General features: G+C 30.1%; 17 protein-coding genes. All 17 read left to right on the plus strand.

Annotation, left to right across the window (positions count from 1 at the left end):
- The first annotated feature begins 3 nt into the window (after positions 1-3).
- On the plus strand, positions 4-903 hold the full coding sequence (locus LB076_RS12085; protein WP_066337170.1) for a LysR family transcriptional regulator: 900 nt from the start codon (positions 4-6) through the stop codon (positions 901-903).
- A complete protein-coding gene (locus LB076_RS12090) occupies positions 891-1340 on the plus strand; it encodes a GNAT family N-acetyltransferase (protein ID WP_066337172.1) in 450 nt (149 codons plus the stop codon). Before LB076_RS12085 ends, LB076_RS12090 begins: the two co-directional genes overlap by 13 nt.
- Before the next feature lie 255 nt (positions 1341-1595).
- Complete coding sequence (locus LB076_RS12095; RefSeq protein ID WP_232505655.1) at positions 1596-1805, plus strand: hypothetical protein; 210 nt, start codon at positions 1596-1598, stop codon at positions 1803-1805.
- On the plus strand, positions 1805-2122 hold the full coding sequence (locus LB076_RS12100) for a type II toxin-antitoxin system RelE/ParE family toxin (protein WP_070786807.1): 318 nt from the start codon (positions 1805-1807) through the stop codon (positions 2120-2122). Before LB076_RS12095 ends, LB076_RS12100 begins: the two co-directional genes overlap by 1 nt.
- A 167-nt stretch (positions 2123-2289) precedes the next feature.
- The gene (locus tag LB076_RS12105; RefSeq protein ID WP_066337179.1) at positions 2290-2931 is read left to right on the plus strand and encodes a hypothetical protein; all 642 of its coding nucleotides are present in this window, start codon (positions 2290-2292) and stop codon (positions 2929-2931) included.
- A 1396-nt stretch (positions 2932-4327) separates the two neighbouring features.
- Positions 4328-5053 (plus strand): leucine-rich repeat domain-containing protein, encoded by a 726-nt coding sequence (locus tag LB076_RS12110; RefSeq protein WP_066337169.1) that lies wholly within the window; start codon positions 4328-4330, stop codon positions 5051-5053.
- 178 nt (positions 5054-5231) lie between these two features.
- Entirely contained in the window at positions 5232-6266 is a 1035-nt protein-coding gene (locus LB076_RS12115) for a hypothetical protein (protein WP_066337166.1), read from the plus strand.
- Between the two features lie 188 nt (positions 6267-6454).
- Positions 6455-7729: a hypothetical protein gene (locus LB076_RS12120; protein ID WP_141672852.1), complete on the plus strand. Its 1275-nt coding sequence runs from the start codon at positions 6455-6457 to the stop codon at positions 7727-7729.
- Entirely contained in the window at positions 7726-8727 is a 1002-nt protein-coding gene (locus LB076_RS12125) for a DNA-processing protein DprA (RefSeq protein ID WP_066337162.1), read from the plus strand. Before LB076_RS12120 ends, LB076_RS12125 begins: the two co-directional genes overlap by 4 nt.
- Positions 8728-8937: 210 nt before the next feature.
- Complete coding sequence (locus LB076_RS12130; protein WP_070786808.1) at positions 8938-9951, plus strand: IS30 family transposase; 1014 nt, start codon at positions 8938-8940, stop codon at positions 9949-9951.
- 162 nt (positions 9952-10113) lie between these two features.
- Positions 10114-10716 carry an immunity protein Imm33 domain-containing protein gene (locus LB076_RS12135; RefSeq protein ID WP_066335181.1) on the plus strand — a complete coding sequence of 201 codons (603 nt, stop codon included), beginning with the start codon at positions 10114-10116 and terminating at the stop codon, positions 10714-10716.
- 231 nt (positions 10717-10947) lie between these two features.
- Positions 10948-11250: a nucleotidyltransferase family protein gene (locus LB076_RS12140; protein WP_066335178.1), complete on the plus strand. Its 303-nt coding sequence runs from the start codon at positions 10948-10950 to the stop codon at positions 11248-11250.
- Positions 11240-11578, plus strand: coding sequence for a HepT-like ribonuclease domain-containing protein (locus LB076_RS12145; protein WP_066335175.1), 339 nt, complete (start codon positions 11240-11242; stop codon positions 11576-11578). The genes LB076_RS12140 and LB076_RS12145 overlap by 11 nt, the downstream gene beginning before the upstream one ends.
- A gap of 94 nt (positions 11579-11672) precedes the next feature.
- On the plus strand, positions 11673-11975 hold the full coding sequence (locus tag LB076_RS12150) for a hypothetical protein (RefSeq protein ID WP_066335172.1): 303 nt from the start codon (positions 11673-11675) through the stop codon (positions 11973-11975).
- Positions 11976-12022: 47 nt separating this feature from the next.
- A complete protein-coding gene (locus LB076_RS12155) occupies positions 12023-12424 on the plus strand; it encodes a DUF4288 domain-containing protein (RefSeq protein ID WP_066335167.1) in 402 nt (133 codons plus the stop codon).
- A 203-nt stretch (positions 12425-12627) separates the two neighbouring features.
- A complete protein-coding gene (locus LB076_RS12160; RefSeq protein ID WP_070786770.1) occupies positions 12628-13011 on the plus strand; it encodes a helix-turn-helix domain-containing protein in 384 nt (127 codons plus the stop codon).
- Positions 12963-13871: an IS3 family transposase gene (locus LB076_RS12165; protein ID WP_083319333.1), complete on the plus strand. Its 909-nt coding sequence runs from the start codon at positions 12963-12965 to the stop codon at positions 13869-13871. Before LB076_RS12160 ends, LB076_RS12165 begins: the two co-directional genes overlap by 49 nt.
- The last annotated feature ends 196 nt before the right edge of the window (positions 13872-14067 follow it).

The following is a 14067-nucleotide window of genomic DNA, read 5'->3' on the forward strand; positions in this document are numbered from 1 at the left end:
AAAATGGAAATTCGACATTTACGCCTTATCAAAGCAATTGTAGAAGAAGGTAGCATTACAAAAGCTATCGACAAACTTCATTTGACACAATCCGCATTAAGTCATCAATTGAAAGAAGCCGAATATCAATTGGGAACAAAAATATTTTTGAGACAGAACAAAAAATTAATTTTAACCAAAGCTGGAGAAAAATTATATGCCACAGCCAACGAAATATTAGATAAACTTTCCGACACTGAAAAAGAAATTAAACAATTGATTTTTGGAGAAGTTGGCGAAATAAGAATTAGCACTGAATGTTATTCAAGTTACCATTGGTTGCCTTCTGTTTTAAAGCAATTTCATCTTTTATACCCAAACATTGAGTTTAAAATTGTGATGGAAGCTACTCATTATCCTTTACAAAAATTACAAGAAAATATTTTAGATATTGCCATTATTAGCGACCCAATAAAAGACGAAAATATTAAGTATGTAGAACTTTTTCAAGACGAGATGATGATGGTAGTTTCTGAAAATCACTCTTGGGCAAATAAAAAGTATGTCGTTGCTGAAGACTTTATAAATGAACATTTATTGATACATTCTTTGCCAATGGAAACCGTTACTATTCACCAGTTTTTATTAGCACCAGCAAAAGTTACCCCTAAAAAAATAACGCCATTACCACTTACAGAAGCATCAATTGAAATGGTAAAAGCCGATATGGGAATTATGGCAATGGCAAAATGGGCATTACAACCCTATTTAAAAAACAACTCAATAAAAGCAATAAAAATTGGCAAAAATGGATTAAAAAGAAAGCATTACATTGCCTATATGAACAATAAAACCTATCCCGATTATTTTCAGCATTTTATTGAATTTTTACAAACCGAAATCAACCAACAATGGACTATATAATCAGAAAGTTAGAGGAAAAAGATTTAGCAACTTTGGTAGAATTATGCCAAAACCACGCTGACTATGAACAAGCAACATATAAATCTATTGGTAAAGAAAAACAACTCAAAAATGCAATTTTTTCACAAAATCCGAAGTTGTATTGCTATGTAATTGATAGTGGAACTGAATTAGCAGGTTATTTTTCATTCACTTTTGACTTTTCGACTTGGGACGCACAGACATTTTTATATTTGGACTGCCTATATTTAGAACCAAATTTTAGAGGAATAAAAATTGGCGAACAAGTTTTTGAAAAATTAAAACAAATCGGACAGGAAAATAATTGTGTAAATATTCAATGGCAGACACCAAATTTTAACGAAAGAGCTATCAAATTTTACAACAAAATTGGTGCAGTAGGAAAAGACAAACGTAGATTTTTCATAGATTTGTAACGTGTAGAAAAAACGCCAGCAGGCAACACACGCTACAAGCAATTTGGGCATTTGGCTTAATTGAAAAATTGGTTTGTATTTGGAAGATTTGGCAAATCCGAAAGATAACGCTGATTTAATCCCAAACTGCTTGTAGCGCGAGAACGTTGGTAGCAAGCAAAAAAAAAACAGAGAAAAGAATGTCTTGTTTGAGATAATTCGTAATTTTGATAAAAATATTTTGTTATGGATATTCAAAGTAGAAAAATAGAATTTATGCAAGCTTTCCTTAAACTCCAAAGTGAAGAAGTAATTTCTCAATTAGAACATATTTTAAGAAAGAAATCTACTATTGATTTAGAACTAGATTCAGAATTTAAACCTATGTCAATAGAAGAATTTAACGACCGAATTGATAAGTCCGAGAATGATTTTAAAAACGGTAGATATAAAAGTACTTCTGAACTTTTTAAGAAGTATAATTAATGAGTTACTCAATAATTTGGTCAAACTTTGCTGAGAGGGAACTTGATAAAATTTTTCAATATTATATTGAAAAAGCAAATTTAAAAGTTGCTAAAAGCATACTTCAGAAAATTTTAGTCGAACCAGAAAGACTTATACAAAATTCAGAATTATTTCAAATCGAAGATTTGTTAATTGATAGAGTCTATAATTATAGATATATAGTTTGCGATAATTATAAAATAATATATTCAGTCGATATAGAATTAAAACTTATAAAAATTGCAGACGTATTTGATACTCGTCAAAATCCAATTAAAATTAAACGAATTAAATAGATTGCCAGCTACCAACAGCCATTTTGATATAGCTGGAATTTAGTGGAATTATCGTTTCGCATCAAGTTTTCGTTAGGCAGAAAATTTAGCGGTTACGAATTTCCAGCCATCTCAAACTGGCGAAACGTTGTGCAACATATAACCAAAAAACTGAAATTAAACTACAAATGAAAATTAAAGTATTAATTTTAAACTTATTATTTTTATCATTATTAATTTCTTGTAAACGAGCAGACGTCAGTTTTGGAGAAACACAACCTCAAAATGTTAAAGAAATCAAGGCGTTTCCTAATAAAATTATTGGAATATATTACAATTCAGAAAATAACGCTGAAATACAAATTTCCGAATATTTTATTTTTAAGAAAATAAAAATTGAAGATACTTTGAAAACAAGTGAATTACATAACTATGAAGTGATTGAAAACAATAATTTAATTAACTTGAAAACAAAAGAAAAATATAAAATCAGAAAAATAAATGACACATTATTCTCGGGTTATGTTTATTCTGACACTATTTTTGAAATTAGTAAGAAGAATGTTTTGAAGAAATTTAAAGGTTATTTTTTTTTAAATAAGCTTGTTGAAGAAACTGGATTTTGGGAAGTTGAAAAATTGTATCTATCAAATGGAATTTTACGGCTTAATGGAATAGAAACAGAAAATGAATTAGAATTGCTACAAAATATAACCGAAACTAAAAAGGATACGTTGAAACCGTTTAGAATCAATCCAACTAAAAAACAGTTTAAAGAGTTTATAAAAAAGAATGGATTTACTAACGGAGAAATTTATCTAAAAAAATAAAATACGTCGCACAACAGCCATTTTGAGCTAGCTGGAGTTTAGTGGAATTACCGTTTCGCATCAAGTTTTCGTTAAACCGAAAATTGAGCGGTTACGATTTTCCAGCCATCTCAAAGTGGCATAACGTTACAGGGCATAGCTCCGAAAAAATCGATTTTTAAATAGAAAATTAACGTTTTTAAGCATATATTTTTTAAAAGTAATGTAAGTCAAAACTCCCCTCCTTTTCTCTTAGAAACTGCTTTTTATTGCCGAAAAATGGGGCGAATTAGTATAATTTTTCACCAAATAATATTTAAGGAAAACAAAGTATAAAAGGAATAAATGTTGCGATTTAAAACAGAACAAATCAATCAAAATAAGTTGCATAAAAGAGAGTGACCAGAAATTTAAGCCCAAAAGGGAAAAAGGTTAGACGGAATTGAAACGGATTTTTTTTGCGACGTCAAAAGTGTATAATGGTATTTTCAGAAAGTTTATTTTACAAAAGAAAAACTTTAATTTTATAAAAAAAACCACTCAATAATGTGTTTTTTAAATGGAAAATGTTTCTATTTTTAAAGAGAATTCCCGCCAAAAAAAGCAAGATGGAAGTGTTTTGTGGCTATTGCTACGCCCTGTAACACACGTCTCAAGCAATTTGCAGATTCTGTGGAATTACCGTTTTTAATTGTATATTCGTTACGAAGAAAATAATCGCATCCAAAAGCTGCAAACTGCATGAGGCGCGAAGACGTTATGGGCTAGTTTTGCCCATTTTGCGCAGATAAAGCCATTTTTATAAGAAAAAACTGTCTATAATTTTAAGGTTTAGCGTTCTAAATTCTTAAAAAAGCGCAATAAAAATGGATTCTTAAAAGCCAAAAAAAAGCGTTTTGTTGTTTAAAGAATATTATTTCCAACCTGAAAATAATCCAAAACAAAATAATGACATAAAACAGCGTGATTTGTGGTTTAAAGAGTAAATCTGAAAATAAGAAAACTCCCAAGTTGAAGCGCAAACGGCATTTTATCAGCTTGACGGGTAAAAATAAATGAGTGTAATTTGTTCCTTACAAAGTGATTTTGCAAATAAGAAAAATCTCGGATTTAAATCTTAAAACGGGATTTTATCAGCGTTACGGGAAAAATTAAAAAAGAGTGATTTATTCTTTACAAAGTGAGAATCTAAATAAAAAAATCTCGAATTTAAAGCAGAAATTTGTTTGTGTTTTTAGGTTTGTGAAGAAAAAACCAGCCCATAACAATCGTCTTAACTAATTTGCAGATTCTCTGGAATTACCGTTTTTAATTGTATATTCGTTACAGCGAAAGTAATCGTATCCAAAGCCTGCAAACTAGTTAAGGCGGGAACGTTGTGAGAAATTTTAGAAAACCGAAAACCGAAAAAAAACATATGAAATATAAATTCCTAATTATAATTATTGCATTAATTTCCTTGAACGTTAATGCACAAAAAATAAAATTTAAAGATAAAAATTTGAAAAGTGCATTAATTGAACTTGGTTATGATTTTAATAAAAATAACGAAATCGAAATTAGCGAAATTGATACTGTAACTAAAATTAAAGTCAATAAACAAAACATAAAAAGTTTATATGACTTGAAATTCTTTAAAAGTTTAAAAATCTTAAACGTAATGACTAATGATATATCCGATTTAAAAGTTTTCTATGGAAATACAACAATTGAAGAACTTTATGTTGGAGAAAACAAATTAGGAGAAAAACTTGTAATTAAAGAAATGCCAAACTTACAAGGATTATACGCTTTTAGAAATGGATTAAAGGAGCTAGAGTTTATTGGCAAATATGATAAATTAAAATCCTTATACATTCAAGGAAATCCAGTTGAAAACCTTAATCTTCAAAATTTGCCGAATTTGGAAAATCTCCAACTTTTTGAATGTGATGATTTGAAAACTATTAATTTTTTCATAGGGACAAAACTCAAACAGTTTTTTTTACTTGATACGAAAGTTGTAAATGTTTTGAAAAAAGAAAGCACCACAACAGTTTACTTAGAAAAGAATTCAGACCCAAAAAATAGTCCGAAAATTGATAGTATTAAAACTGCTCCTGTTATCAAAATCACAAAAGATATGATTATTAAAGCTAATTAAAAACTTCTCACAACAGCCAGTTTGATATAGCTGGAGTTTAGTGGAATTACCGTATCGCATTAAGTTTTCGTTAAGCAGAAAATTGAGAGATTACGAACTTCCAGCCATCTCAAACTGGCGAAACGTTGGCAGTAATACGAAAGTGTAATCGAGAACTTAACGTAATTTTTAATTTAAAATGATAGATTTATTTAGAAATATTGTGAGTGATGATAAATTAAATCCAAAATTCAAACTACTTCAAACAGCAAAGCAATTAAATCCAGCTAAATTATTAATTGAAGAAATTGCAATTGAAATGGAAGACAATGACGGAAATTTTATCGAACAATTTCAGACAACAGGATTTCTATCAAGATTATGGGAAATATTTTTGTTCAAATTCTTCAAAGAGAATGGATTTAGTTTTGATACAACTAAAAATAGACCAGATTTCAATGTTAAAAAAAATGGTATTAATTTCTTTGTAGAGGCAAGTCTTTCAAACGAAATAGTTGAAGAAAAATTCACAAAAAAATATATTCACAACGCAGAAATAAATAATGATTTAAATGCTCAAGAAGAGTTAATCGAACATTATGTAATGCGAATGGGAAGTGTGCTTTACTCTAAACTAAAAAAAAGATATTGGGAATTGGAATGGGTTAAAGGAAAACCATTAGTTTTAGCAATTACACCTGCACATAATTATCTATCAAGTTTTTTACCAGATGCAAAAATAATCGAGTACTTATACGGAATAAGTTATGATTCTTTAGATAAAGAAAATGAACCCGTAAAAGTTGTTCGTACTGAAACTCATAAGCTTGGTGAAAAAGAAATACCACCTAATTTTTTTCAATTACCTGAAACAGAGAATATCAGTGCTGTAATATTTACCAACAATAGTGATATTCATAAGTTTAACCGAATGGGTTATCAAAGTGGTATATCCAAAGAATTTATTATAATGGAAAGGGCGGGGTTTGTTTTTGAAGCAAAACTAAGTGATTATCCTGCTGAATTTTCACAATCAATTATTCCAGGCGATATAAAAGAAGATTGGAATGAAGCAGTTTGCATTTTTCATAACCCAAAAGCATTAATTCCATTAAGTCGTGATTTAATCAAAAACGTTAGACAAACTTGGATAGATGAAAATGGAGATTTAGAAGGAACAATGCCTTCCTTTTATCCTTTTAACTCAAAAACCCTGTGTGCATCATTGATATAAAAAAGTACTACTGCCAACACACGCTACAAGCAATTTGGGTATTAGGCTCAATTTGAAATTGGTTTTGTATTTGGGAGATTTGGCTAATCCGAATAATGGGCTTAATTTAGTCCCAAACTGCTTGTAGCGCGGGGACGTTAGTGGCAAGCTCCCCCGAAATCGGAGAATTCAACAACCTAAATCAACAAATGATAATACTTTTAGACCTTGACGGAACATTGACAGACACGGCTCACGAAAAGTTCAAGCCATTTAAAGACGGTAAACAACAAACCGTTATTTCAGAAATTCCACTAATTCAAGGTGCTAAAGAGTTTATTTTAGATGTTCAAGCAAAAGGACATAAACCAATTATTATTTCGGACAGTCATCCTGATTATGTAAATATTATTGCAAAAGAGATTTTTCAAATTCCAGCAGTTAGTCTCACTGACAAGCCAAATATTGAAAAAACTTCAAATTATATACAATCAAATCAAGAACTAAATGACCTCTTCGTTAATAAAGACAATTATATAATGATTGGAGACAGTTGGCTTGACGTCGAACTTGGACGAAGATTAAATATTACTACAGTCTTGACAAAGTTTTATAAAGCTACAAGTATAGAAGAGCGTGATGGAATTGGACAAGAATTAAAACCAATAAAAATGGGAGCAACTTATTACGCAAAAACATTTGAAGATGTAATTCAAATAATAAGTAATCCAAAAAAAAACTTATTAGCATTAGAAGCTATTTTTCAAGGAGAAACTTCGGATAAAATGGTAAGGTTTATAACAAAACATTCTAATGGAAATTTTATCGCATTTCGATGTCTAGCAAGACAAGAAGATGGAGAGTGTGATAGATTCGCAAGAGCTGACAAATATTATCAAATAGACAATCCTCAAAGAAATCAAGATTTCATTTCAATGCTCGCTCAATCAGTTTCCAACTACTTGGATAGAGTAAGTAAATTTCCTGAATATAAATGGGATTATTTAACCTATGTTTCAGACAAGAAAACAACAAATCCTCCGAACAAAATGAAGGAGATTTTTGAGCTTATAAATTCAAATTTAAACAAAGTAAAGTTATTTGAGTGGTCACAAGATGTTGAAGGCAATTTAAGAAGTAGACCAAACTATCAAGCAAGAAGAGACTTTATTTCTAAATATTTAAAAACGATTGATGGAGTTGAAATTAAGGACAAAAATATCATTGTTATTGATGACCAATTCACATCTTCGGCAACTGCTCACGAAATAGCAAAACAGTTAAAAAACAAAGGAGCAAAAAACATATTGTTTATAGCATTATTCTATTTAATTTTACCAATAGAAAGTAAAATTTGCCCTAAATGTGGTAAACTTTTAAAAATCAAAATAAAAAAGGTAGATGGTACAAAATTTTATTCTTGTTTACTACCTAAATTTAGAGGAGATGGATGTGGATATATTGAAAATATTGCTAAACAATGAGAGATAATAACAAAATCGTCGGAATAATTGCATTGTCAGAATTAAAAGGCATTGGTCCTGCTTTTGTAAAAAAAGTAGTTTCAAATAACACTTTTGAAACTGGCGACATAATTCAAGAAATTAAAAAAATCACTTCTGCTAATAACAAGCAATTTGATGATGATATAATTTTCGAAGCAATAGAAAGCGCCAATGAAATTGTTTTCAAATGTAAAGATGAAGGGATTACAATAATTGAATTTACAAGTAAAGACTACCCTACTCTTTTAAAAGATATAAAAGACCCACCTTCAGTAATTTATTGTAAAGGTAATCTTGATTTACTTTACAATAAAACTGTTTGCATAATAGGCACAAGAGAACCTAATGAAAATGCTATAAAAATTTCCGAAAGAATTGGTTCTTTTTATTCTGATTTGAGTTGGGCAATTTGCAATGGACTTGCAGAAGGAGTTGATAATTTTTCTATTAAAGCAAACTATAAAATTCATAATAAAGTTATTGGTATTTTGGCAGGCGGATTAAACTACAATACAAAAAAAACATTGCTAAAAAAGACTGTTGAAAACGCTGAAAAAACTATTGAAGGTGGAGGGCTTTTGATTTCTGAAATGCCACCTGACAAAAAAGAAGATACATTTACCGTTGTAAAATCTTGTAGAATACAAGCGGGACTTTCTAACGGATTAATTTTAATTCAAAGTTCTTTGAATGGTGGTTCACGTTTTACAACAAAATCATTTTGCGAAACTCAAAGACCAATTGCCATAATAAATCCAGTCCCATCTGATTTTGAATTACCTACTTATAACGCCAACAAAGAAATTATTCAAAATAGTAAAAAAGGACTTTCTAAATTCACAGAATTAAAAGAAGACAAAATACAGACTTCAAAAATTTTTGTAATCAAATCAAAAGATAATTACAAAGAATTTGAAAATTTAATGTCATACAACGCAAAAAATATTGAACAATCTAACACAACATTATTCGGATAAAAAAAGAGCCAGCCACTAACACACGTCTTGCGCCATTTGCGAATTTAGTGGAATTATCGTTTTTTATCGTATTTTCGTTTAGCCGAAAATACTCGTCTTCGTAAGTCGCAAACGGCGCAAGGCGCGAGAACGTTAGCTGTTATTTTAGAAAACCGAGGGAGAATTCAATAACCTAGCGCAACAAATGATAAATTTTATCTTTGTTGAATTATGGAAAAAAAGTACAAGCGATTATCCTTAGAAGAACGTATTATAATTGAGACATTACTTAAGGAAAATAGGACCGAAAACTACATTGGAAAGCAATTAAATCGAAATCGATCTACCATAACCCGAGAAGTAAATCTTTGGGTAAGAAACCCAACCGATATTTACAAGGCTGATTTAGCACATTGGTATGCTTTAGAAACCAATAAAAACAAAAGAACTCAAGACAAAATAAATTCATATGCTAAACTTAAGATATTCGTTTACAGAAGCTTATTAAAAGGAACGAGCCCTGAATTAATGGCTGGCCAAATCAAGTTATTATATCCAAATGACCCTATCATGTCTATTTCTTATGAATCTATATATAAGCATATTTATAGGTCTAGGCAGTCTACTTTAGGCAAAAAACTAATCAAACTTCTCCCCTATCATCATCACAAAAGACGAGACAAAAGAAAATTTGGTAAAAAAAGAACACGGATCAAAGACCAAGTCAGTATTGACCTAAGACCTATTGAAATTGAAAAACGTCTGGAAGCAGGGCACTTAGAAGGTGATTTGATGATTGGTGTCGGACACAAAAGTGCCATTGGAACCATCGTAGATAGAAAAACTAGATATGTTATTATTGTACCAATCAGCAACAGAAAATCAAAAACAGTAACTCATGAATTTGCAAAGCTGTTAAATAAACATCCTCAATACCTCAGAAAAACAATGACTTACGATAACGGAATGGAAATGGCTAATCATAAATGGCTCTCTGAAAAGACTGGAATGGATATTTATTTTGCACATCCTTACTCCTCATGGGAAAGAGGCACAAATAAAAATACTAATGGACTAATTAGAAGGTTTTTACCCAAAGGAACCGACTTTAACACAATAACTACTGAAGAGCTGAAACGAATAGAAAACAACCTAAATAACAGACCTAGAAAGGTTTTAGGTTTCAAAACACCTAATGAAATGAGGAACCAAGAAATTAATAAAATCAGTAACACACAGGCTTAATTTTGGAAATAACTTTTGGCTCCTTAAAAAGCCAAAAAAGTTATTCTAAAATTAAGCACATTATCTAAGAAAAATACTAAATTTGATTTATTAAAAATAACTAACGATGTTGCGCTAGACCCTTGAATCCGCCCAGAAATCCGAATAAAAATTGATTACAAAATGAATATTGAAAGAAAAGAATTAATCGAACTTTGTGATAAATTTCTAAATAGGGAAATTACGAAATCCGAATTGGAATTCTACGCTTTTAATGCGATTATGTCTGACGAATTCGATTGGGACGATGACGATAATGTAATTTCTGAAACAATATTTGATTGGGATAACGAAATAATTAATTTTCCAATAAACGAAGTTAATATGAAACTTTGGAAAAAGCGATTAGAAACTAATGTTGACGAATTATTAGAACATAATAATTGGAATGTTCACATAGAAAAGCAGAAAGATATTTGTGAAAAGTACAAATCGAAATGGAAACCAATTAGCCGAAACTTGAAAGTTGGAATATCTGAAAACTTAAATCTTGAAAAACTGAACGGATTAAGACATAAAACAGAAAAAGGAAAAGTTTGTTGGTATATTTGGAGCGGAGATTATTCCGAAAACGACGATTTTTTTAAACCAATTTGTGCTGAACATTTACTGCAAAGAAATCCAAAAATAATAAAATATTTAGGATTAGATGATGGATTTAGATTCTTAATAACAGAAAGTGGATATGAAGATGTTTGGTTTGACGAAAATTTATTAAAATCATAAAAAAAGAAAAAGCGAACGCACAACAACCGTTTGGCAAGATTGCGAATTTTGTGGTAAATTCACGTTTACGTTTCGCAAGAAATTTTATCTTTAACAGAAAATAATCGGTTACGAAGTTCGCAACCTCGCCAAGCGGCAAAACGTTAGCAGAAATACGCTAAAAAATGAGGAAATTTAGAATAAATTATATAACTCAAATTTGTTTTTATTACTTTTATAAAAAATAGAAAAATGAATTTAATTGAAAGTCATATAAAAGACATTTTAAACTTATGTAAATCACATAAAGTAAAATCATTGTATGCTTTTGGTTCAGTTTTAACTGATAAATTTAATTCTGAAAGCGACGTTGATTTAATCGTTGATTTCCAACAATTAGATGTTCTCGATTATGGAGATAATTATTATGATTTAAAATTTTCTTTAGAGAATATTTTTAAACGAAGTGTTGATTTACTTGAAGAAAAAGCAATTAAAAATCCTTTTTTTAGAAAAACTATAAATCAAAAAAAACAGTTGATTTATGGACAATAATATTAAAACTTGGCTTTATGATATTTTGAGCTCAATCAATGAAATAGAAAGTTATTATATTGATACTCCTAAAATATTTGAGGGTTATCAAAACGATTTAAGAACAAAAAGAGCGGTTGAAAGAAATATCGAAATAATTGGAGAAGCTATGAATCGAATTCTGAAACTTGATAGCGAAATTGTAATCTCGAACTCAAGAAAAATTGTCGATGTAAGAAATAGAATTATTCACGGTTATGATTCAGTTTCTGACGATGTAATTTGGGGAATAGTGATTAGAAATTTACCTGTTTTACAAAAAGAGGTAGAAGAATTACTGGGTGAATAATAGTACTTCTGCTAACAGCCATTTTGATATAGCTGGAATTTAGTGGAATTACCGTTTCGAATCAAGTTTTCGTTAAGCAGAAAATTTAGCGTTTATGAACTTCCAGCCATCTCAAACTGGCGACACGTTAGCAGTAATACGCCAAAAAATGGAGAAAAACACATTAATTAAATTAAAAACTTTTCACGGAACTTTAAAACCGACAAATAAAGTAAAAATTGGGGAAAATTATTGGAGATTAATTGGTGAAAAAGGCATAGTAGTTGAAATTGCTGATTTCAATCCGGAGAAAATTTTGGTAATATTTGAAAAAAATCTTGATGATTTTGATTTAGTAAACCATAATCCAATTAAGAATTCTTTATATATCGATAAAAAAGATCTGGACTTATATTAATTTGCTAGCAGTAATGCGTTCGTAGAATCAGAAATTTAACGATCAAAATGAAAGAAATTGAGAAAATATCTAACGAAAAAGGAAATTGGTTTATTGTAGAAATTATTGAAAAACGTGAACCTGTTGAACGTAAAAAAGATAATGATTTACGCCGAGTTGTCACTTGGGGAAATTTTCATTTAATAAAAGCTGAAAATCCAAAGCTAGCCTATGAAAAAGCGGTTAAAATTGGAAAAGATGCAGAAATTAAATTTACTAACTCCGACAATATTGAAATGGAATATACTTTTGTTGGAATTGCAGATTTAATTCCAATCTATGACGATAATATTGAAGATGGATGCGAAATAATGTGGACAGATTATGGATCGATAAGTAATCAAAAAGCTGAAAAATTCGCACGTACTGAAAAAGAAATTTTAGCAAATATTAAACTGAAAAACAAATAAGTACTACTGCTAACAGCCATTTAGCAATATTGCGATTTTTGTGGTAAATTCACATTTACGTTTCGCAAAAAGTTTTATCTTTAACGGAAAATAAACGGTCACGAAGTTCCCAACATCGCTAAGTGGCAAAACGTTACAGGGCATAGCTCCGAATGTCGAGTCCTAAAATAGGTTGACTAAAACTTAAACACCTTTAGCAACCAATGGAAACACCCGAAAATCAGCCCGTCCGAAGAAGAAACGGAAAACAAGTAAGTTTTGAATACAAACTTTCTGTAATTCAACAAATCAATAATGGACAAATTTCTTTAAATTACGCTTCTAAAAAATACGCTATTTCAAAAAGCACAATCGAATACTGGATGAAGAAACTAACCAATTACGAGCAAACCAATAAATCTATAAGTAAAGACGATGAAATTCGTTTGCTAAAAAATAAAATAGAAGATTTAGAGGGAATTAAAGCATTTCAACAAGAGGTAATCATTGAATTTGAGTCTGTTACTGGGGAGGAACTTTCAAAAAAGTACTTGCCCGATTGGTTAGCAAACGAAATTCAGAAAAAGAAGAAAAAGCTTTTAAAATAAAATGGATTTACGAATCAATCGGGATTAGTAAACAAGCTTATTATCAAAGAATTGAATCCTATAAAATCAAAGAAATACGCAATAACATTGTGATTGATTTGGTCTTGGAAATACGCGAAAGAATGCCAGGAACAGGAACAAGAAAACTCTTAGATCATTTAAAAGAAAAGTTTGTTCAACATAACATAAAAATGGGCAGAGATGCGCTGTTTGATTTGCTCAGAGTTAGAGGTTTATTCATAAAGAGAACCAAACGTTTTCACATCACAACGGACTCTAAACACTATTTTTACAAGTCTCCTAACCTACTCTATAACTTAGCAATAACACACGCTGAACAAGTTTTTGTTGCAGATATAACTTATGTAAAAACCGATGCAGGACACGCTTATTTAGCCTTGGTAACAGATGCCTATTCTCGAAAAATAATGGGTTGGTCATTAGAGAACAATATGCGGGTAGAAATGGTTAAAAACGCACTTAATATGGCTTATAAAAATTGTATTTTTAACCATAAAAACATAATTCATCATAGCGATAGAGGCATACAATATTGCTGTCCAGACCATAGTGAATTTGCTGAAAACAAGGGGTTTATATTAAGTACAACGCAAAAATATGACCCTTACGAAAATGCAATTGCAGAGCGTATTAACGGAATTTTAAAATATGAATTTGGACTAAAAAAAACAATTAAATCCATTCAAATAGCAAAAGCAATGACCAAAGAAGCTGTAGAAATTTACAATAACGAAAGAACTCATTGGAGTTTAGACTTAAAAACACCACAATCTGTTCATTTACAATACAATAAACAGAAAAATAAATCTTATAAAAAGACAAAAAAAATTGCTATTTAAACACCGATTTACTACTATTGTAATGCTATGTGAGGATGGAAACGAGCAATACTGAGGAGCAACTCGAAGAGTGCTAAAATCATAGTCAAAGAAAATGAAGATGGCATTTTCAAAATGCCACTTCTTTAATCTTCATTTTTTTTGAAGAAAAAACTAAAAAAACCTAAACCAAAATTGGCAAACGGATTTGGTCATT

Source organism: Flavobacterium crassostreae (assembly GCF_001831475.1).
GTDB lineage: Bacteria > Bacteroidota > Bacteroidia > Flavobacteriales > Flavobacteriaceae > Flavobacterium > Flavobacterium crassostreae.

Coding starts and splice junctions, on each gene's coding strand:
- LB076_RS12085 (WP_066337170.1), top strand. CDS start 4: ATGGAAATTCGACATTTACGCCTTATCAAAGCAATTGTAGAAGAAGGT.
- LB076_RS12090 (WP_066337172.1), top strand. CDS start 891: ATGGACTATATAATCAGAAAGTTAGAGGAAAAAGATTTAGCAACTTTG.
- LB076_RS12095 (WP_232505655.1), top strand. CDS start 1,596: ATGCAAGCTTTCCTTAAACTCCAAAGTGAAGAAGTAATTTCTCAATTA.
- LB076_RS12100 (WP_070786807.1), top strand. CDS start 1,805: ATGAGTTACTCAATAATTTGGTCAAACTTTGCTGAGAGGGAACTTGAT.
- LB076_RS12105 (WP_066337179.1), top strand. CDS start 2,290: ATGAAAATTAAAGTATTAATTTTAAACTTATTATTTTTATCATTATTA.
- LB076_RS12110 (WP_066337169.1), top strand. CDS start 4,328: ATGAAATATAAATTCCTAATTATAATTATTGCATTAATTTCCTTGAAC.
- LB076_RS12115 (WP_066337166.1), top strand. CDS start 5,232: ATGATAGATTTATTTAGAAATATTGTGAGTGATGATAAATTAAATCCA.
- LB076_RS12120 (WP_141672852.1), top strand. CDS start 6,455: ATGATAATACTTTTAGACCTTGACGGAACATTGACAGACACGGCTCAC.
- LB076_RS12125 (WP_066337162.1), top strand. CDS start 7,726: ATGAGAGATAATAACAAAATCGTCGGAATAATTGCATTGTCAGAATTA.
- LB076_RS12130 (WP_070786808.1), top strand. CDS start 8,938: ATGGAAAAAAAGTACAAGCGATTATCCTTAGAAGAACGTATTATAATT.
- LB076_RS12135 (WP_066335181.1), top strand. CDS start 10,114: ATGAATATTGAAAGAAAAGAATTAATCGAACTTTGTGATAAATTTCTA.
- LB076_RS12140 (WP_066335178.1), top strand. CDS start 10,948: ATGAATTTAATTGAAAGTCATATAAAAGACATTTTAAACTTATGTAAA.
- LB076_RS12145 (WP_066335175.1), top strand. CDS start 11,240: ATGGACAATAATATTAAAACTTGGCTTTATGATATTTTGAGCTCAATC.
- LB076_RS12150 (WP_066335172.1), top strand. CDS start 11,673: ATGAACTTCCAGCCATCTCAAACTGGCGACACGTTAGCAGTAATACGC.
- LB076_RS12155 (WP_066335167.1), top strand. CDS start 12,023: ATGAAAGAAATTGAGAAAATATCTAACGAAAAAGGAAATTGGTTTATT.
- LB076_RS12160 (WP_070786770.1), top strand. CDS start 12,628: ATGGAAACACCCGAAAATCAGCCCGTCCGAAGAAGAAACGGAAAACAA.